The sequence below is a fragment of the Veillonella criceti genome (assembly GCF_900460315.1).
Lineage (GTDB): Bacteria > Bacillota > Negativicutes > Veillonellales > Veillonellaceae > Veillonella_A > Veillonella_A criceti.
Genome location: NZ_UHIO01000001.1, coordinates 780,704 through 800,314 on the forward strand (window position 1 = coordinate 780,704; position 19,611 = coordinate 800,314).

Here is a 19,611-nt window from a genome sequence, read left to right on the forward strand (position 1 = left end):
TTATTCTTAGCTTAAAAATAACTATTCATTAGTATTTACGCAAATGTTTCCCGCTTATGCGTTAACAGATCTTTCATCGTCTCATCAGTCACCAAAGTCAGTGCTTTTTTAGGGCACCCTGTAATACAGGCTGGGGTCCCCTTTTCTGTATCAATGCATAGGTCACATTTTGTTGCTACTGTCCGTCCATCCTCCAAAGGAGCCATACGAACAGCACCAAAAGGACACGCCAATACACATTCACGACAACCAATACACATATCTTCGTCTACAAAAATCATATTGTCATTGCGTTTAGAAATGGCCTTTACTGGACAAGCCGCCATACAAGGTGCATTTTCGCAATGTCGGCAATGAACGGCTACTTTAAGTTCTGGTTGACGATAGGCCTTACAACGAGCTCGTTGTAAGGGATTATCTAACTTAACGTCTGTCATAGCTAATCCATGATGTGCCATAATGCACTGTCGTTCACACATACCACAACCAATACATAGACTTACATCGCAAAATACAAATTGATTCATACTTGTCCCTCCTTTGCAGCCCATGCTTTTCTCGCAGTTTGGAGGTTTTTCTGATTAGCAATATCAGTAATACTATCTTCCACATAATAAGTTAACGCTTCTGTTGGGCAATGTGAAACACAGGCAGGGGCCCCTTCCTCAGTATGGACACAAAGATCACATTTATTAGCAACAACCCTTGCTCCTTGTGATTCTGACACTCGTTTCATTTGAATCGCCCCAAATGGACAAGCCATTGTACATTGTTGACAACCAATACAACGTTCTTCGTGAAGTACAATGCTATTGCTTCCTTTTTCAAGAGCACCTACTGGACAAACAGTAACACAGGGCGCATTTTCACAATGATGACATTGTACCGTCATAGTTTTAGTCTTAGTTTTTACCACATGAATGCGTGGAAAAAAATCTTCACTATCTGGATCGGTAGTAAAAATACCATTACCACGATGTGCTACTACACAAGCCACCATACACGTACGACAACCAATACAAAGTAAAGGATTTCCTTTTACAAAACGATTCATGCGCCGGCACCTGCCTTTTCTATACCCATTTTTGCTCGAATGAGAGCATATTGTGACTTCACATATTCTTCTGCTTCCGCTTGATTATCTAACTTTTCTACACGACAAGCGCAATATTTATATTCTGGCGTTTTACTCTTCGGATCAAGGACTCCATTAGTCAATTCATTACAAGCACCAATCCACCATTGATAGGTCATATAAGTAGCGCCTTCTTTAGCCCGTTCTGTTGGTAAACAACGAGTTATTAAACTGCCACGACGAGAACGTACACGAACTAAATCCCCCTGTTCAATACCTAAGGATTCACAATCCTTAGGATTCATAGCAATCCAACCAGGTTCATCTTCTAATTGACGAAGCATTCGACAATTCCCCGTCATCGTACGAGCAGAATAATGGCCAACTTCACGAACGGTGCAGAAGGATAGCGGATATTCATCATCTACTTCTTCTTTTACCGGCTGATATTCATTGAATACCAAATTACCACGTCCATCGGCCGTAGCAAATTGCCCATCTTTATGCAAATACATAGTCCCTTTGTCATCCATGCTTTCCTCATAGCAAGGCCATTGTACACTACCAAGAGCTTCAATTTTTTCATAAGTAGCACCAGCAAATTTAGGTGCTAACGAACGCATTTCATCCCAAATTTCCTGTGTATTATTATAATGCATTGGATATCCCATGGCCGTTGCCAAAAGGCAGAGAATTTCCCAGTCAGTTTTAACGCCGGCCGGTGGCTCAATCACTTTACGAACACGCTGGAACCCTCTATCACAGCAAGTATAAATTGCATCATGTTCGCCCCAAGCAGTCGCAGGCAATATTACATCAGCATATTCAGATGTGCGATTCATAAAAATATCTTGCACAATAATAAAGTCTATTTTTTGTAACGCTTCACGAAGTTCCTCTAAATGTGGATCTGATTGCGCTGGATCCTCACCAATAATATAGTATGCATGAATTTGTTTCTTAGGATCTGCTTCTTCCAGTACCTTTTCAGGAACTTGAGTTAATTTTAAACCTACTGTCGGCGATAATTCTACACCCCAGGCAGTCTCAAATTTTTTACGAATATCTGCCTGCGTCACATCTTGATAACCTGGATATTCATTAGGTAAAAGGCCCATATCACAAGTCCCTTGTACATTATTTTGACCACGTACAGGGCCTACACCAGTCGCATAATGACCATAGTTACCAGTTAACATTGCTAAGTTGGAACAAGCTGCTACGCAATCAACCCCTTGTGAAAACTGAGTAATGCCCATGCCCCATAGAATAACAGAATGCTTGGAAGAAGCATATAAACGAGCCGCTTCCCGAATTTGTTGGGCTGAAACGCCCACTTTAGACGCTACCGCTTCTGGTGCGTACTTAGCAAGCTTTGGAGCAAACTCTTCATAGCCATTTACATGATTCTTAATGAAGTCTTCGTCCACCAAACCTTCGTCTACAATTGTATACGCTAATGCATTTAAGAGTAAAAGATTGGTACCACCTTTTTGTTGCAGATGAATGTCTGCAATGCGCGCCGTTTCAGAAATCTGTGGATCCGCACAAATAATCTTGGCGCCTTTCGCTTTAGCTTTAACAATGCGACGCGCCACGATAGGATGTGACGTAGCCCCATTATACCCAATATTTAAGATGACTTCTGCATCTTCAATTTCAGGCACACTTAACGACATAGCCCCTTCACCAATTGTTTGCTTCAAACCAGCTACTGAAGCGGCATGACAGATTCGAGCACAATGATCCACATTATTCGTGCCCACAACGGCTCTCATAAATTTCTGTGTCATATAGCCCGCTTCATTACCAGGCCCACGAGCTGAACCAGCTCCCATCACGGCATCAGGACCATATTCTTTGATAATAGCCTGTAATCGTTCGGCCGTATACTGAATAGCTTCTTCCCAACTAACAGGCTCTAAAGGGCTCCCTTTGCCCCCTTTACGAATCATAGGTGATGTAATACGACGTGTTAAAATCTGTGGATCATTCAAATAGTCCCAACCATAAAATCCTTTTAAACAAAGCCTACCTTCATTAGTTCGACCAGGCGCGCCTTTCGCTTCAATGATACGATTTGCTTCCTTATCAACTGTAAACTCAATTTGACATCCCGAACCACAATACGGACAAACTGTAACAATTTTCTCAAAGTTACGTTGCATAGGGTACCCTCTCATTCACTTGAATACAATAAATACCTTCTCGTATGACCCAATACCTATATTGCCTATATTACATCAGCGTTCTGGTAAAATCTGTTGCTTTAACCACCCAGCTAAGGTTTCTAGTTGATGTAACGAAAAATGCGCTCGCTCTGAATCTTCAGATTGAGTCGCGCCTTCTTTAACATCGGCTATAACCATAGCCTCATTAATCACTGATGTTTCTATTAATGCCTCTTGCCTCGAACCTGCTGTATGGCTAGGTAATACCTCAATACTAGGTAGCATACCGCGACTTCGTGTTTCAACAATGACCAAGTCTACTAATAAGTTCTCCGCTAATGATATAATATCCTTCTTTTCATTATGCGAAACTAGCATAGCATACTGAGTAGGCCCACTAATGGCAATCGCTTTAGCTCCTGCCTGTGAAGCTAACCATGTATCACTGCCTTCTCGGTCCATAGTAAACCCATGTCCATCACTTTTCGCATAGCCAACCTCATAGCCTAATGCGGTAAATAGTTGTATTAACTTTGTAGCCACTAAAGTCTTACCTGTCTTAGACTGTTCTGCCACAACAAATATCATAGGCACTTTACGCTCCTTATTCAGAGCTAACGACTTCGCTAATTTATAATCTAAGGGCGTATTTATATTTTTATAATCTAACGCATGAGTATCCACTGCTATAAATTCTGTGTTTACTCTGTCAAATAAGGCGCGTACTTGAAATATACCTTGAGCTAACAATTCTTTAATAGGTTCTACACAACGCCGACTATATAAAGCAGCCAACGGCTCTAACTGCCCTGCCATAGTGGGTACTACACAATCAGTAGGTGTCTTGCCTAGCTGCTGCAGCATATTACAAGTACTACCAAATGAAAAGTGATTAAAAAACGGCATATCAATTGAAACAGCTAAATACACTTCACTACGCCCTACAGATAAACCAGCTAGCAAGCCACTAAGTGGTCCCCGACTTTCTCCTTGATCGGGCACCACATACATAGTAAGAGTAGGCTCATTCACTATTTCCCATTGATAGCGCATAGTGCTGTCTGGTTGAATGTTGGCAACTTCTGTTTGGTTAAGTGCCACATGACCTTGTCGATCACTCAGTGGATGAGATGCATATAATTGACCTGGCAATAAACTTAAATCAATCGATTCATTGGTTGAAATAACAATATCTATAGGATCGACAGCTCTTGTTTTTTCAAGGAGCGTTGTCAAAAAAGTACCATGCCCCCAAGCTAGGTTGGCTTTATTTTGCCCCATTCGCGAACTTTTACCACCTGTTAAAATTAAAACGCCTCGCTTATACGCATGATGTCCATCCGTGCGCTCTAAAACAAGTCGTTTCATAGTATCACCTTCTTTGTAATCCCTTCGTAATGCGCGTATAAAATAAAACAATAACCATTAAGTTAATAACTAATTCTGGAATCATATAACTCGCATTATAAATCATCGAATATAGCCATGGATTTTGACCCGCTGGTGCATACGCCGCAAACACAACCGCCCCTGAAACGACAGAACAAAGCCACCGCAAGGAACATCCAGCCAATACGCCCCCAATAGCACCACTGCGACTATTACGGAAAAAGCCAGCCACACCAATAGCACCATACCCCAAAATATAGTCTAATAAAATACTTAAGAAATGAAGAGAAAATTTAAAGCCTAATAAAAACTCAATAAGTCCATAGGCCATACAAGTAATCAGCCCCCATTTACCGCCCCAACGCAATGCGAAAATAATGAGCGGTACCAAGTTAGCGGCATTCACTGATCCGCCTTGAGGCATTTGAAATAATACAACAAAATGCAGTACATATGCGATTGCAATGGAGAGTCCTGCTTCTACTAACATACGGGTCCGTTGTTTCTGTTCCATATCTTCTCCTTTGGGCTTAGCCCCTATACTCAAAAAACAACTAAATGTTAAGTATTAGCCTCTCCTTAAGCGTATGTTTACCCAATACCTGCCAATACAAATTAATTATACTTCTTTCCCTTCCCAAAAGGCAAATCAGAACGTTTTCAAAGATAGTATAAATAATGTTCGCAAAAGACTTGCCAAAGCATGACCTTTCCTTTATAATGTCTAATGGATTATTATGTTATTACAAGGAGGCCTTCCATGATTAACACAACAAACATCTTTGATTATGAAGACATTCAATTAATTCCTAATAAATGCATTGTAAATAGCCGCAGTGAATGCGATACGACTGTAAAACTTGGTAACCGTACATTCCGTTTACCAGTTGTGCCTGCTAACATGCAGACTATTATTGATGAAGAATTAGCTGAAAAATTAGCAGCCAATAATTATTTCTATATTATGCACCGTTTTGCACCACATACTCGCCTTGATTTTATCAAACGCATGAATGAAAAAGGCTTATATGCCTCCATTAGTATTGGTGTAAAAAAAGACGAATTTAAGTTCGTAGATGAAATTAAAGCGGCTGGTTTATCACCTGAATACATTACAATTGACATTGCCCACGGTCATTCTAACTCTGTCATTGAAATGATTCAACACATAAAAAAACAATTGCCAAACAGCTTTGTTATTGCTGGTAACGTAGGTACCCCAGAAGCTGTTCGTGAACTTGAAAATGCTGGTGCTGATGCTACTAAAGTGGGTATTGGACCAGGTAAAGTATGTATTACTAAATTAAAAACTGGTTTTGGTACTGGTGGTTGGCAGCTTTCCGCTGTTCGTTGGTGCTCCAAAGCCGCTACTAAACCAGTAATTGCTGACGGCGGCATTCGCGATCATGGCGACATTGCTAAATCCATTCGCTTCGGTGCTACATTCGTTATGATTGGCTCCCTCTTTGCAGGTCACACAGAATCTCCAGGTAAAGAAGTGGAAATTGATGGCAAACCATTTAAAGAATACTTCGGTAGTGCTTCTGAATCTCAAAAAGGCGAAAAGAAAAACGTAGAAGGTAAAAAAATGTACATCCCTTCTAAAGGCAGCTTATTTGATACCTTAACTGAAATGGAACAAGATTTGCAATCCTCTATTTCTTATGCTGGTGGCAATAACTTAACCGCTATCCGTAAAGTAGATTATGTAATCGTTAAAAACTCCATTTTTAATGGAGATCGCTAAGTAGAAATAGAGAAACCCTTAAATAGGGCAACACTACAATAGAATTTAAAAGAGTGTAACTAGTATATTCGCTCTCGACAAGTCAAACTCTGACGTTTGTTACATATACTAGTTACACTCTTTTTCTATTTATATCTTTTTTATCAATGGCTCATCTATTTTTAGTGACACCTCAGGCGAATGTTTACTCCACGCTAGCCCCAAACAAACAATAATAGATACTACAATCACCCATACCATATTTCATATCACTTCGATTCGTAAAATCACATCCTTAACGATTACGGCGATCCTTAACTAAGCTAATAAAGAAATCAACCGTAGCTGGATCTTGATGACTGAAAAACAAACTTTCTTTCGTATCTAGCGATTGAATTCGAGCCATATCATCAGTCGATAATTCAAAATCCCACACATTAATATTTTCTGCCATACGTTCTGGTTTCACACTCTTAGTTAAGCAAACAATACCACGTTGTACCTGCCAACGCACCATAACCTGTGCTGTTGATTTGCCATATTTTTTAGCAATATCGATAAGAACAGGATTATTAAAAATATCACCACGGCCTTCCGCAAAGGTAGCCCAAGATTCAATTTGCACATCATTTTTAATCATATTTTCTTGAGCTTCAATCTGTTGATTAAGAGGATGTGTTTCTACCTGATTAACTTGAGGCTTAATTTCAGTAAAAGCGGCAATATCACTCAAACGATCAGGATAAAAATTACTTACCCCAATAGCACGCACTTTTCCCTCTTTATAAGCATCTTCTAAAGCACGGTACGCCCCATAATAATCACTAAATGGTTGATGCAATAAGAATAAATCAACATAATCTGTCTTTAATTTTTTAAGCGACTCAGCAATAGAAGCTTTGGTTTTTTCATAGCCATAATGATCAATCCAAACTTTAGTTGTCAAAAAAATCTCTTCACGAGGAATCCCAGATTCAGCAATGGCTTCGCCTACTTCCGCTTCATTAAAATATGCCTGCGCAGTATCAATATGACGATAGCCGGCTTTTAAAGCAGCCAGTACAGCCTGCTTTGTTTCTTCAGCAGGTATCTGATATACACCAAAACCTAAAATCGGCATTTCTACACCATTGTTCAATATTACAGACTCTTTATTATTATTAATTGCCATATCATTCACTCCTATATTTACTCTACTAACTGATAACTTATATCACATTTGTCACCTTATGTGATGAGTATACGTTGTTACAATAAAAAAGTACAATAGAAGCTATCCATAGCAGTATAACATTCACGCATAGTGAAATAATAACCGCTTCAAACGCACCTACCAGTTCTGGCAAATAAATAAAACTATATGACTCAACATAGAAGAACCCTCAGTATATGTGTAACGACCATCCGAGCTTGCCTCTCTCCTCATTCATATATCTGCTTATCAAACAATATTAAATAGAAAAAGCCCACCTTAGCTGTGTGAGTCACCATCCGAGCTTGACTCGACCGGTGACTCACACAGCTAAGGTGGGCTTTATTTATTTGTTTAATAACAGATATATCCCTTACTTCCCTTGGAAATTTGGTCTCCGTCGTTCAGAGAATGCACGTACGCCTTCCTTAAAATCTTCAGAAAAACCTAAGTATGTTTGCAATTCTACTTCTAATTTAGCATATTCATCCCAACCACTAAAGAAAGCGGCCCACATTTGCTCTTTCATAGCCTTATAAGAAAGTTCAGGTCCCTTAGCCAAACGCGTACAAAGTCGATCCGTTGTTTTTACTAATAACTCTGGTTCACACACTTTATACACAAACCCATACTCTTTTGCCTTTTCAGCAGTTACTGCTTCACCAGTCATAGCCAAATGCATAGCCCGATTCATACCAATAGCACGCGTCAATAAGAACATGCCACCTGCATCAGGTGCAAGACCTACATTAACAAAAGCCTGAATAAAACGACTATTTGTAGAAGCTATGCACATATCAGCTGCCAATACCATATTAAATGCAGCCCCTGCTACCGCACCATCAGTACTCATTACTACAGGTTTAGACATTTTCTTCATAGCAAACGAAATCTGCATCACTAGTTCTGCAATGGCAACCAAAGATTGTTGATCATCTTCTTCCACTGCACGTTTCATTTCAGATAAGTCGCCACCAACGGAAAAAACTTTGCCCACAGCATTAATTAAAAGCACCCGTGCTTCTGGATTCGCTTCAGTTTGCTCAATAGCATCTAAAATCTCATTACACATAGGAATATTAAAGCCATTTTGCACTTCTGGACGATTAAAAGTAATTGTTGCAATTTTGTTTTCTACTGAATACAAGATATTAGTATATTCCATCAATAACTCCATTTCTAATACGCGGAAACAAATACAGTCCGTAATCTTTTTAAAAATTCTGACATCTTATCTCTCTTTGTTACTAGTATACCGAATTTTTTCGATAATGAAAAGAGTTACCTACAGGATTTCTTATTTTAAAACCTCTTCTTTTACTTGTTCGATTAATTCATTACTTGGTTTCCCATGCCCATAAAGTAGAGCCATACCTACAAATACAATCCCCCCTACCATATTACCGATAGTAACTGGTATTAAATTATTGATAAGAAATGTTTGCCAGGTTAACTGTTGAAGGGCCTCTTCGCCTATATGCCACGCTGCCATAACTTGTTGTACATAGGCTGGATCATTAAGTGCCATAAGACCTGCTGGAATATAATACATATTGGCTACACAGTGTTCAAAACCAGATACAATAAACATTAAAATTGGTAGATAAATGCACAATACCTTGCCTGAAGTTGACGTTGTGCCAAAACTCATCCAAACAGCTAAACAGACTAACCAATTACACAAAATACCTAACACGATAGCTTCTGTAAAACTTAATCCTACTTTTCCCAACGCTATTTTTATCGTCATAGCGCCCGCCATATCGGCGCCACCATGCCATAAACCAGATAAACTGAGTAGCCAAGCCACAAAAATAGAGCCTATAAAATTACCAATATAAACAAAAATAGCATTTCGAATCATAGCACCTGCTGATACTTGTCCACACAGCCACGCACTAGCGATCAATACATTGCCTGTAAACAACTCAGCTCCAGTTAATATGACAAAAACAAGACCACTGGCAAAAATAAGACCAGAAACCAAGCGTCCAAGACCATACCACCCGGGATCAGCGAGTAAGTTAAAAGCTCCCATAGTGGAGGCTTGTGCGGCCAATGCAATAAAGGCCCCAGCTAAAAATCCTAATATTAAAAGTTGTAAACTAGCAATACTACTCTTCTTCTTCCCAATAGCTAACGATGCTGCTGACGTTTCTATTGGTTTTAATAACATGGGGGCTTTCATAGGACTCCTTTCTATGTGATTCACATATAAATACAAAAAATTCATAAAAAGCATAACAAAAATAACTTTTTATCATTTATAAGAATTAAACAATATTATATAGAATTTGTCAAGATTATATTCAGCCATATAAAACTTATAAAAATTGTAAATTCCTCGACTATCGGCTAGCTCTCTAAGCCATATGGTAATTGACTTTATAGGCTATATTACATTTCCTTTACAAATAATTTACTGCCTTTTTTCTGTATCTTTTATAATGGCTTTGTTAGGATAAGAGCAGCAGAAGTTCATTATTTTTTGATACATTAGGAGGTATTTTCATGAACGGAACGCAGCATTTACGTAAAATGGTATTTTTTGCTTTAGCAGGTGCTTTAGCCTTTGGTATTAACACGCCCACAGCCCAAGCTAACACGCCTGCCCCAGCGGTAACCTTGAGTGCCCAAGCAAACTTACCAGCAACGGCTGTCACAAGTAAGGACATTAAGGTATTACCGATTAATCAGGCTAAATTCTGGCAAGGTCAACGCTTTGACTTTGAAATCGAATTGCCAAGTAGCACTCAACAAGTAGCCGTGACTATCAATGGTGAAGATGCCAGTAAAGTATTCAAACAGGAACCTACCATTACGCAACACAGCACTCATATTTCATACCGAATTAATGATGTGGCGTTTAAAGAGGTAGGTGAAAAGCATGTTAATGTGGTGGCCGCAACGAGCCAAGGTACCTTGAAACAATCCGCTAATTATAACGTTGTTAATGAAAAAGCCCAAAAGAAAGCTAAAAATGTAATTCTATTTGTGGGCGACGGTATGAGCATGCAAGCCAAAGAAGTAGCCCGTATCCTTTCTAAAGGCCTCTCTGATGGTAAATTTAATGACGTATTAGCCATGGAAAAAATGCCTCATATGGCGCTTGTAACTACCTCTGGTTATGATTCCCTCGTTACGGACTCTGCCAACAGTGCGTCCGCCTATAATACAGGCAACAAATCCGTAGTAAATGCCATGGGCGTCTATGAAAATAGTACCCCAGACCCACTGGATGATCCAAAAGTAGAAAATATATCTGAACTAATTTCACGTAGCAAAGATATGTCCTACGGCATGGTAACTACAGCTGCTGTAACCGATGCTACCCCAGCTGCTGTAACGGCACACACTCGTCGTCGTGGTGAACAAAACTTCATTGCAACGGACTTCTTAAACCGTGCAAAACCACCAGCTGTTATTCTCGGTGGCGGTTCTCAATTCTTCTTACCATTAAGCACACCTGGTTCTAAACGCAAAGATAATGTAAATGTTATCCAAGAATTTAAAAATAAGGGCTATCAATTTGCTGGTAATAAAACTGACCTTGCCAAAACAACAGCTGATAAACCACTGCTTGGTCTTTTCACATTAAACACTATGAATGTATATATGGATCGTGCGTTCTTGCCTGAAAATCCATCGGTTCTTAAGAGTTTCAATGACCAACCAGGTCTAGTCGATATGACTAAGAAAGCCATTGAAGTTCTCGAAAAAAATCCTAATGGTTTCTTCCTTATGTCCGAAGCTGGTTCTATTGACAAACAACTCCATACTATGGATTGGCAACGTTCGGCCTATGATACTATCGAGTTTGACCAAGCTATTAAATATGCACAAGACTATTCTAAAGCCCATGGTGACAATACCTTAATTATCGTCGTAGCAGACCACGCACATGGTATCAGCATCACTGGTACTTATAGCGAACAAGACGGTAAAGTGGGTCGCGAAGCCGTTCGTGTATATGGTGATGCTGGTTGGCCTACCTTTATCGATGCCAATCGCGATGGTTTCCCAGATAACCCAGATGCCGATGTAACCTTAGCCGTTCAATATGCAAACTCACCAGATCATTATGAAAATTATCGTTTCCAAACAGAACCTCATGATCCAGCAACGGCTGGTAAAGATGGTAAAGTCATTGCCAATCCAAAACGAGCACCACAAGGCGCTCGCTTAGTCGAAGGGTCCTTGCCAACAACGACTGGTGAAACAAGTGAAGTTCACTCAGCTGATGATGTTGTCCTTATGGCTCAAGGTCCTGGTTCAGAATACTTCAATGGCGTAATGGATAATACAGAAGTATTCTTTGGTATTCTCCGTGCCCTTGGCATTGATGGCAATAAAGATGTAATTAAAAAATAAGTAACTAATAATCAAGGATGTGACTAGGAACATGATGCAATTAAAACAATGGCTTCGTCCTTTCATACTCGGTTTCACCTTACAACTTTTTATCGTAGCTGTTCCTCATACAGCCTTCGCTAATTGGCTTAGTTTTGGTGACATGTATGCAGGCGCCACTTCAGAAGGGTTAATCTTATCAGACAGTCTTTTATCATTAAATGGACAAACAGTTACCATGCAAGGCTATATGGCGCCCCCATTGAAACCAAGTATCAACTTTTTTGTCCTTACCGAAACACCTATGTCTATATGCCCCTTCTGTTCTACGGATGCAGATTGGCCTAGTGATATTGTAGTCGTATATTTAGATGATGCAGTCACTGCACTTCCTTATGACCAAGATATTACAGTCACTGGCCAGCTTGATGTAGGAAGTTATGTAGATGGTGAAACTGGCTTTGTTAGCCTTGTGCGACTCTTAGGATCTGAGGTCTACTAAGATGATTCATATTGAAAATCTAATACACCAATTCCCAGACGGCGAAACAACCGTAACCGCTTTAGAGTTACCTAACTTTTCAGCCCCTACTGGTAGCCAATGGTGTATTACCGGTGTCAGTGGCAGTGGCAAATCAACGCTATTACAATGTATAGCAGGTCTCTTACAGCCCACCAAAGGCCGACTTCAAGTTAATGAGTTGTTACTCAATGAAGCCACGTCTAAAGAACTTGATGTATGGCGCGGTAACGATGTAGGATACATATTTCAAGACTTTAATCTGCTTAATTTTTTGACAGCTGAGGACAACATCCTAAGTGGTGCCTTCTTTGCCAATCGGTTTACGCACAAAGAAATGGTGCAAGAAATGAATGAGCTTACCACTAAAATGGGTATTGCCCATTTGCGCCACAAAAAGCCGACCCAATTGAGCAAAGGTGAACAACAACGTGTTGCTATTGCTAGAGCGCTTATTAAAAAACCGCGTCTCCTCTTAGCCGATGAACCGACAGCTAGTCTCGACGAAGCCAATAGTCAACTTGTCATAGATTTACTCAAACAATATAGTGAATCACTACAAGCTACCCTTCTCATTACTAGTCATGAAGAAACTGTAATACGCCAATTTTCCAATCGATTACACTTAATGAAACGAGGTACCCATGATTCATAAAATAGCCTGGCAACAACTTTGGTCTAAACCATTGACGACCACGCTACTCCTCATTGTCATGGCACTCGCCGTTGCATTAAGCGTGCTAGTCGTTTCATTAGGGAGTGGCCTTCAGCGGGGACTCATTGCCGCGACTGAACCCTTCACTCTCCTAGTTGGTTCACCCGGTAGCAGTCAACAATTTGTGCTAAATACAGTCTTTTTACAAGATAAACCCTTAGCCAATATACCATATACCGAAGTCGACCAATTACGTAATAAAACAAAATTAGTAAAACAAGCTATTCCTTTAGCCTTTGGTGATAGTATGCAAGGTTACCGACTCGTTGGTACAGAGCCTGAAATTTTTACTATACGGCCTAGTAGTAATCAACCTGAATGGTTACGCCTTGCCGAAGGAAAGCCGTTTACCAAACCATTTGAAGCCGTTATTGGCCAAGATGTAGCTCAACACACGGGCCTTAAAGTCGGTGATACCTTTTATTCTACCCATGGCACATTAGCTAAAGGCAAAGCACACGAAAATCAACCTTTCACGGTAGTCGGTCTTTTAGCTAATACGAATGGCCCCTATAATCAAGCGATCCTAACCTCCATTGAGAGTATTTGGGACTTACACACGCATGGCCATGCTAATAAAACGCCTATAAAAGAAACGGATCCTACAAAAGGACTTAGTGCCAAAGGCGATGTGACGGCCATTATGATTGAGCCCGTTGGTTTTGGTCAAGCTTATACTTTAGCTAGTCTCTATGTCAACCGTAAAGATGCACAACTCGTTTTCCCTGCCCAAGTCATTACCCAACTTTTTAACTTAATGGGACGTGGTGAAAAACTATGGCAACCTATCGGCTATTTACTAATTGCCTTAGCCATGTTAGTAGTTCTCGTAACAGCCTATCTGGCCACCCTAAATCGACTTCGTGATTACGCGATTTTAAAAGCCTTAGGGGCCAGTCAAAAACAACTATATAGTATTCTAGGCCAACAGACTGCCTATGTCATCGGTCTAGGCGCTATCCTTGGATGGTTACTTGGATTTAGTGCTTACCTTGGAATTGCTCACTGGCTCAACGCAAGTTCAGCCATAATTATGCCCGCTAGCATTTCGTTAGCCTCTATCCAACTAACTCTATTATGTATCTTCATAGGTTTACTGTTTGGCTTATTACCCATTCTCGCCTTTCATAGAAAAGCTAAACAACTCCATGACGTTATGAATTAACCTCACAACCTCTATTTAGCATTTTACACAACCTTATACCCTTATTAACCTCACGTTTTATACAACCTCACTCAAAAAGGGATATACCTTGCGTAGCTAAGTAAAACGAACTTATACATAATAAGTCGATGTTTTGCTTATACACTCGGTATATCCCTTTTGCTATTTTATACTTAGCGACGCGCTTCTATTTACTTTACAATTACTAAAGCGCCACTATTTACAATCTCATATAATTCTGGTAAAGCTAGTTCTTCATACGTTTTTGGTTCTTTTGTCATGGTAAATACAACTTGTCGTTGATTACGAATTAACGCTTCAAATAAACGTTTTAAGGCACGCTGAGACAATTCATCCGCTTCACGTACTACATAATCAAATTCACTCACTAATAACATATCAATTTTAACAAATGTTTCCATGAAGTCCGCTACATAACCATAAGTTACACTATCGGTATACGCTTCTACTAATTCTTGCCCCGACTTTTCTAAAATTACTAAATTAGGGGCAATCGTCAAACATTCACGTTTTACAATCTCACCCACATGAGCCATCCGATCTTCTGTACCAACTACAACTAAAGGATTATGCACATCAGCCCCCAAAGCAGCCGCTACCGAATCAAAGGTATGACGAGCATCCGCTTTTACAATCGTATCTGTACACTTTAAAATATCTGTATTAACTGTATCTTTCATCTCAAAACTCCTCTTAAAACAAACTTTTTATGTAAACCATATGATAAGACCCATTGTCTTTTATGTTAATATTGCTGAGAGTTATTATTACTTACAGCAATCTACTCACATTATATCAGAATATCAGAAAAATCGGCAATCGAATATATCGATTGCCGATTTCCTTATACCTATCTACATCATTGTTATGTCAATTTAAGCAAATATGCTTCACCTTACATCAAATGGCTTAACGATGAAGTAAACAATACCGGGACTCTCCCCAGTCCTCAATTGACTTATTTCGCTTTAGACGCTAAAGCAGCTGCTTCAGTACGTTTACGAATTGCGTCAATCAAAGGCTTCACTTCTAAAAATTCTGCATCCGTTAAACGGAAAGTACGACCTTTACGGTCGAATAAAGATTTTTTGCGACCTGCGCCCGCGCGTTTGCCGCCCCACTTGTTACTTTTCATAACGTTCCTCCCTTGGGAAATGCGTAACACTGCCATGCAAAAAAACTACCTATTCTTCTCTGTTTATAGTATATACTATTCAAGCGACAAAATTCAATATTCTAATTCATGTATACCTTAAACTTTTACAGAATTTTTACATTTATTGCATACATAATTCAAAAATCTTGATTTTTCTACTTATAGATACAAAATTCATTATGATAAATAATTTCTTTTATCAAGTTAACGCTCTGCCAATTCTAGCCATCGCATTGTTTTTACCTCTAACTCATCCGCTACTTTTGATCGTTCCGCCATCGTATTTTCTATGGCTTCATAATCTTCCCCCGTTTGATTAAGCATAGCATCATACGCTTTTAATAATCCTTCTAACTCAGCAATTTTCAATTCTAACTCATCTAATTCAGCCTGTTCGGCCTTTGTCAGTGGTTTTGAAATAATATTTTTAGCTGAGGTGTCGTTACTTGCTCCGCCTGGCTCACTTTCATTTGTAAGTATCTCACTAGTATGGCCAATAGACTGTTCTTTAATAGACTCATGATTTTTATGAGCCTTAGCCGGTTCCGCCACTTTATTATCAGTAAGCAAACTTTCTTCTGCTTCTACCTGTTCTCGATATTCTGAATACGCCCCATGAACTAACTCAATAGTCCCCTGCCCTTTAAATACAAATAATTTATCAACTACACGATCCAGAAAATAACGATCATGGCAAACCGTAATCACCACGCCACTAAAAGAATCTAAAAAGTCTTCTAATACTTCTAAAGTTGGAATGTCTAAATCATTAGTAGGTTCATCTAACAATAATACATTCGGTGCACTCATCAGTAATTTAAGCAAATAAAGGCGTCGCTTTTCACCACCTGATAATTTGCGAATTGGCACTCCGTGAAGCTCTGGTGTAAATAAAAACCGCTCCAAGATTTGCCCCGCACTCAAAGTACTCCCATCCGCTAATACCATATAACGATGATCCTCACGAATATAATCTAACACGCGTTGATCTTCATCAAAAGGTGGTAATTCTTGCGTAAAATGAGCAATACGAACTGTTTCACCACGCCCTACTGTTCCTGCTTGTGGTTCATATGTCCCATCTAATAGGCGCATAAACGTCGATTTACCAATCCCATTAGGTCCTACAATACCAATGCGATCATGCCGAACTACATGATAGGTAAAATCATTGACTAAGGTTTTGCCCCCTAATTCAAATGATAAATGCTCAATATCAAAAATAGTTTTACCAAGCCGACTTTTTAACGCAATAGGATCTAATGTATCGGCTCGTCGTGCCACATCTTGCGCTTTAAGTGTTTCATATCGCTGTAAGCGTGCTTTTTGTTTGGTAGATCGAGCCTGTGCACCCCGCCGTACCCAAGCTAATTCGCGCTTTAAAAATTGACGCCGTTTCTCGGCGGTTGCCGCTTCTCGTTCTTCTCGCTCAGCCTTTAAAGTAAGAAATGTTTCATACGTTCCTTCATAACTATAAAAATGACGATCTGATAATTCTAAAATCTCATCACTTAACGCATCTAAAAAATAGCGGTCATGCGTACTGATAACTAGCCCGCCTTTACGAGCCAATAAGTATTTCTCTAACCATTCAATACTTGCTTCATCTAAATGATTCGTCGGTTCATCAAGAAGCAGTAAATCACTAGGATACAATAAGGCTTGCCCTAATGCTAACCGTCGTCGTTGACCACCTGATAGATATTTAACAGGTTTTGTCAAATCATCAAATCCTAATTTAGTTAAAATTGTCCTCGCTTGCTGTTCTACCTGCCAACCACCTTCCGTTTCCATACGGTTCAGAAGCCTTAAATGCTCATCACTACCTGGCGCCTGTTGATCCACACGTTCATATTCACGCACTAAACGTAACACGGGGTGATGTGCTAAGAAAATATTTTCTAATAAAGACGCTTCTTCATCAAATTCAGGCGCTTGCGCTAAATAATAGATAGAAGCTTTACCATTGCGCAAAATTGTGCCTTTTTCAGGCTCCATTAATCCCGCTAACAGCCGCATAAACGTTGATTTACCAGTCCCATTAACGCCAATAAGACCAATGCGTTTAGTATCCGTAAAGGTCATATTGGCCCCTTCAAATAAACGTCGTGTCCCATAGGATTGACTAACATCTTGTAAGGTTAATACATTCATAAATAGGATAATCCTTTCCCACATTATCTTGATTCTATAGTTACTTCTACAGCCTACCTGTAAATATTTATTCCACTATACATTTAGTTACTGCTTCGCCTACTAGGCTACTAAACTATGATTATTATACAATAAAGCTTAAAAACTTACCAAAAGAGAGTATCAAAAAAAATTAGCTACTTTAGATTATCTATACGACATAATCTTAGTAGCTAATTTTTGTTCCTTTTAATCTAGGCTGTCATCATAACGAGCCATATTTTCTTGTCGAATATCTTTCAAGTTAGAAAGTAATTCATCCGTATCTTCTACGCGAGTAAATAATTCACCAAAGTATTCAGAATCTTCTACTGTCACACTCCACTGAAACGAATCATTTTCATCATAAAGGGTAAAGATAATTGGTTCTTCTAACGAACGTGGTACATTACCGTCCTCATCCGTAATCGTCGCATAGTCACCATTATCATCAATTTGATAAAATAAAGTTTCCCGATCATCAATTTCTACCAACTCAAACCCTAAATTTTCATAAAACGATTCCAGCGCGTCGCCGTCCATACGAATCCTCCTTTAATGCATAACCCCAAATCCCCCTATGGGATGTTGAGTACATTGTACAAAAATTTCTAACTCTTAGCAAGAGACTTTTTTAAGACAATGTTAATTTTATCACTACAATTAATTAGTAAATCTTAACCTATACTATAGCCTAATAATTTCTTAGTAGACGTTACAATATTCGCCGCCCCATCAATTTGCCAACGTTGCTCTTGGGCTGACATTTGTTCTAATCGCTCAGGATTATTTAAAAGTACAGCCACAACATCCTCTAAATTGTGAATATCACGAGCCCATCGCGCATATCCTTGTTGCTCAAAAAAGGCCGCATTACCTTCTTCTTGCCCTGGAATCGCACTAAAGAATACCATAGGTACCCCTACGGTAACACCTTCCATACAAGTCAACCCACCGGGCTTAGTTACCAATAAGGTAGCTTCTTGCATAAGCTTAGCCACTTCTAAGGTATATCCATACACCGTTGTGGGGGTACGCATCGAATGACTCAGGGTCATCAAACCTTCGTAAAGATCGGCATTACGTCCGGTAATAACAATCAGTTCATCAATGCCCGATACCTCATCTAAGCGCTGTAATGCCGTCTCTAAGCAGCCTAACCCTAAGCCACCACCCATAATCAATACCCGCACTGGATAAGTAGGCTTATAGGTTGTTAAACGATGTTCAAAAAAGCTTCGACGCACTGGTATGCCTGTAATCGTAATTTTATGGGCGGGAATCCCCGCTTCACACAATTCATTCACCATACTTGCGGTACCAACAAAATAGGCATCAATCTGTTTATATATCCAAAATTGATGTACCTGAAAATCAGTAATGACAGCCACTAATGGTACATCAATTAAATTCTGTCGCTTTAAAATACAAGCTGCTCCACAAGGAAATGGATGAGTAAATATCACCACATCCGGCTTCTCTCGATTAATTAACTTCAACATCCGCCGTTTTAGCATCCAAGCTAATGCAGTCTGAGCAGCACTGCCTTTCTTATCTCCCTGTGACAATCGATAAATCACATCGTACAACATAGGAAATACATCAATCATTTTTATATATGTTTCTTTCAATAAATTATCAAAAGAAAAACTATTAGTATCTAAAAAATCTACATGGGTAATAATCGCTTCTGGGTTTTGTGCAACCCAGTATTCCTCAATGGCTCGCGCCGCTTGGGTATGGCCCGTACCAATGGAAGCCGATACTATGAGTATACGTTCCTTCTTGCTCATGCTGGTCTCCTTCCCTGTTGTTTTATTATATCACATTTTACAAATTAACAAGCAGGAGCGAGCTTATTTTGCATAAAAAAAGAGACCCCCCTGCCACCTTAGTAGCGACGGCCGTAGCCGTCTATACCCTAAGGCACACAGTGCGGTCTCTCTTAACATCCTAACA

At 39.5% G+C, this 19,611-nt stretch carries 18 protein-coding genes; 5 read left to right on the top strand and 13 right to left on the bottom strand.

Annotated elements, in window-relative coordinates:
• Positions 1–35: 35 nt before the first annotated feature.
• The 5 genes from DYE54_RS03530 to thiT form a co-directional block, all read right to left on the bottom strand.
• The gene (locus DYE54_RS03530) at positions 36–527 is read right to left on the bottom strand and encodes a 4Fe-4S dicluster domain-containing protein (protein ID WP_172460548.1); all 492 of its coding nucleotides are present in this window, start codon (positions 525–527) and stop codon (positions 36–38) included.
• Entirely contained in the window at positions 524–1,054 is a 531-nt protein-coding gene (locus DYE54_RS03535) for a 4Fe-4S dicluster domain-containing protein (RefSeq protein WP_115309945.1), read from the bottom strand. The genes DYE54_RS03530 and DYE54_RS03535 overlap by 4 nt, the downstream gene beginning before the upstream one ends.
• Positions 1,051–3,243, bottom strand: a complete 2,193-nt coding sequence (gene fdhF / locus DYE54_RS03540) for a formate dehydrogenase subunit alpha (protein WP_115309946.1) — start codon at positions 3,241–3,243, stop codon at positions 1,051–1,053. Before fdhF ends, DYE54_RS03535 begins: the two co-directional genes overlap by 4 nt.
• A gap of 75 nt (positions 3,244–3,318) precedes the next feature.
• The gene (locus DYE54_RS03545) at positions 3,319–4,614 is read right to left on the bottom strand and encodes a molybdopterin-guanine dinucleotide biosynthesis protein MobB (RefSeq protein ID WP_115309947.1); all 1,296 of its coding nucleotides are present in this window, start codon (positions 4,612–4,614) and stop codon (positions 3,319–3,321) included.
• A 4-nt stretch (positions 4,615–4,618) separates the two neighbouring features.
• The gene (thiT, locus tag DYE54_RS03550) at positions 4,619–5,149 is read right to left on the bottom strand and encodes an energy-coupled thiamine transporter ThiT (protein WP_115309948.1); all 531 of its coding nucleotides are present in this window, start codon (positions 5,147–5,149) and stop codon (positions 4,619–4,621) included.
• A 246-nt stretch (positions 5,150–5,395) separates the two neighbouring features.
• Between thiT and guaC the strand changes: the two genes are divergently transcribed.
• Entirely contained in the window at positions 5,396–6,382 is a 987-nt protein-coding gene (guaC, locus tag DYE54_RS03555; RefSeq protein ID WP_115309949.1) for a GMP reductase, read from the top strand.
• Between the two features lie 274 nt (positions 6,383–6,656).
• Here the strand turns inward: guaC and DYE54_RS03560 are convergent, their stop codons facing one another.
• From DYE54_RS03560 to DYE54_RS03570, 3 genes are all read right to left on the bottom strand, one after another.
• Positions 6,657–7,532: an aldo/keto reductase gene (locus tag DYE54_RS03560; protein ID WP_245935682.1), complete on the bottom strand. Its 876-nt coding sequence runs from the start codon at positions 7,530–7,532 to the stop codon at positions 6,657–6,659.
• A 394-nt stretch (positions 7,533–7,926) separates the two neighbouring features.
• Positions 7,927–8,718 (bottom strand): trans-2-decenoyl-ACP isomerase, encoded by a 792-nt coding sequence (gene fabM / locus DYE54_RS03565; protein WP_115309950.1) that lies wholly within the window; start codon positions 8,716–8,718, stop codon positions 7,927–7,929.
• Positions 8,719–8,850: 132 nt separating this feature from the next.
• Complete coding sequence (locus DYE54_RS03570) at positions 8,851–9,741, bottom strand: formate/nitrite transporter family protein (RefSeq protein ID WP_115309951.1); 891 nt, start codon at positions 9,739–9,741, stop codon at positions 8,851–8,853.
• Positions 9,742–10,064: 323 nt separating this feature from the next.
• Here DYE54_RS03570 and DYE54_RS03575 point away from each other — a divergent pair, with 323 nt between their 5' ends.
• From DYE54_RS03575 to DYE54_RS03590, 4 genes are read left to right on the top strand one after another with little or no spacing between them, the layout of a single operon-like run.
• A complete protein-coding gene (locus DYE54_RS03575) occupies positions 10,065–11,924 on the top strand; it encodes an alkaline phosphatase (protein WP_115309952.1) in 1,860 nt (619 codons plus the stop codon).
• A 31-nt stretch (positions 11,925–11,955) separates the two neighbouring features.
• Positions 11,956–12,405 (top strand): hypothetical protein, encoded by a 450-nt coding sequence (locus DYE54_RS03580; RefSeq protein WP_245935683.1) that lies wholly within the window; start codon positions 11,956–11,958, stop codon positions 12,403–12,405.
• Position 12,406: 1 nt separating this feature from the next.
• Complete coding sequence (locus DYE54_RS03585) at positions 12,407–13,078, top strand: ABC transporter ATP-binding protein (RefSeq protein ID WP_115309953.1); 672 nt, start codon at positions 12,407–12,409, stop codon at positions 13,076–13,078.
• Positions 13,068–14,303: an ABC transporter permease gene (locus tag DYE54_RS03590; protein ID WP_115309954.1), complete on the top strand. Its 1,236-nt coding sequence runs from the start codon at positions 13,068–13,070 to the stop codon at positions 14,301–14,303. Before DYE54_RS03585 ends, DYE54_RS03590 begins: the two co-directional genes overlap by 11 nt.
• 191 nt (positions 14,304–14,494) lie before the next feature.
• Here DYE54_RS03590 and DYE54_RS03595 read toward each other — a convergent pair whose 3' ends face one another.
• The 5 genes from DYE54_RS03595 to DYE54_RS03610 all read right to left on the bottom strand — a co-directional run bounded on the left by DYE54_RS03595 (position 14,495) and on the right by DYE54_RS03610 (position 19,445).
• The gene (locus DYE54_RS03595; protein ID WP_115309955.1) at positions 14,495–15,004 is read right to left on the bottom strand and encodes a DnaA ATPase domain-containing protein; all 510 of its coding nucleotides are present in this window, start codon (positions 15,002–15,004) and stop codon (positions 14,495–14,497) included.
• A 278-nt stretch (positions 15,005–15,282) separates the two neighbouring features.
• The gene (locus DYE54_RS10125) at positions 15,283–15,459 is read right to left on the bottom strand and encodes a hypothetical protein (protein ID WP_172460549.1); all 177 of its coding nucleotides are present in this window, start codon (positions 15,457–15,459) and stop codon (positions 15,283–15,285) included.
• A 225-nt stretch (positions 15,460–15,684) separates the two neighbouring features.
• Complete coding sequence (locus DYE54_RS03600; protein ID WP_115309956.1) at positions 15,685–17,634, bottom strand: ABC-F family ATP-binding cassette domain-containing protein; 1,950 nt, start codon at positions 17,632–17,634, stop codon at positions 15,685–15,687.
• Positions 17,635–17,862: 228 nt separating this feature from the next.
• A complete protein-coding gene (locus DYE54_RS03605; protein WP_115309957.1) occupies positions 17,863–18,195 on the bottom strand; it encodes a hypothetical protein in 333 nt (110 codons plus the stop codon).
• 134 nt (positions 18,196–18,329) lie between these two features.
• Positions 18,330–19,445 (bottom strand): MGDG synthase family glycosyltransferase, encoded by a 1,116-nt coding sequence (locus DYE54_RS03610; protein WP_115309958.1) that lies wholly within the window; start codon positions 19,443–19,445, stop codon positions 18,330–18,332.
• Positions 19,446–19,611: the final 166 nt, after the last annotated feature.

What these genes read in the sequence shown, in the direction of transcription:
- guaC (WP_115309949.1), top strand. Translation starts at nt 5,396, where the DNA reads ATGATTAACACAACAAACATCTTTGATTATGAAGACATTCAATTAATT.
- DYE54_RS03570 (WP_115309951.1), bottom strand. Translation starts at nt 9,741, where the DNA reads ATGAAAGCCCCCATGTTATTAAAACCAATAGAAACGTCAGCAGCATCG.
- DYE54_RS03545 (WP_115309947.1), bottom strand. Translation starts at nt 4,614, where the DNA reads ATGAAACGACTTGTTTTAGAGCGCACGGATGGACATCATGCGTATAAG.
- DYE54_RS03595 (WP_115309955.1), bottom strand. Translation starts at nt 15,004, where the DNA reads ATGAAAGATACAGTTAATACAGATATTTTAAAGTGTACAGATACGATT.
- DYE54_RS03530 (WP_172460548.1), bottom strand. Translation starts at nt 527, where the DNA reads ATGAATCAATTTGTATTTTGCGATGTAAGTCTATGTATTGGTTGTGGT.
- DYE54_RS03580 (WP_245935683.1), top strand. Translation starts at nt 11,956, where the DNA reads ATGATGCAATTAAAACAATGGCTTCGTCCTTTCATACTCGGTTTCACC.
- DYE54_RS03610 (WP_115309958.1), bottom strand. Translation starts at nt 19,445, where the DNA reads ATGAGCAAGAAGGAACGTATACTCATAGTATCGGCTTCCATTGGTACG.
- DYE54_RS10125 (WP_172460549.1), bottom strand. Translation starts at nt 15,459, where the DNA reads ATGAAAAGTAACAAGTGGGGCGGCAAACGCGCGGGCGCAGGTCGCAAA.
- DYE54_RS03560 (WP_245935682.1), bottom strand. Translation starts at nt 7,532, where the DNA reads ATGGCAATTAATAATAATAAAGAGTCTGTAATATTGAACAATGGTGTA.
- thiT (WP_115309948.1), bottom strand. Translation starts at nt 5,149, where the DNA reads ATGGAACAGAAACAACGGACCCGTATGTTAGTAGAAGCAGGACTCTCC.
- DYE54_RS03585 (WP_115309953.1), top strand. Translation starts at nt 12,407, where the DNA reads ATGATTCATATTGAAAATCTAATACACCAATTCCCAGACGGCGAAACA.
- DYE54_RS03590 (WP_115309954.1), top strand. Translation starts at nt 13,068, where the DNA reads ATGATTCATAAAATAGCCTGGCAACAACTTTGGTCTAAACCATTGACG.
- DYE54_RS03535 (WP_115309945.1), bottom strand. Translation starts at nt 1,054, where the DNA reads ATGAATCGTTTTGTAAAAGGAAATCCTTTACTTTGTATTGGTTGTCGT.
- fdhF (WP_115309946.1), bottom strand. Translation starts at nt 3,243, where the DNA reads ATGCAACGTAACTTTGAGAAAATTGTTACAGTTTGTCCGTATTGTGGT.
- DYE54_RS03600 (WP_115309956.1), bottom strand. Translation starts at nt 17,634, where the DNA reads ATGAATGTATTAACCTTACAAGATGTTAGTCAATCCTATGGGACACGA.
- DYE54_RS03575 (WP_115309952.1), top strand. Translation starts at nt 10,065, where the DNA reads ATGAACGGAACGCAGCATTTACGTAAAATGGTATTTTTTGCTTTAGCA.
- fabM (WP_115309950.1), bottom strand. Translation starts at nt 8,718, where the DNA reads ATGGAATATACTAATATCTTGTATTCAGTAGAAAACAAAATTGCAACA.
- DYE54_RS03605 (WP_115309957.1), bottom strand. Translation starts at nt 18,195, where the DNA reads ATGGACGGCGACGCGCTGGAATCGTTTTATGAAAATTTAGGGTTTGAG.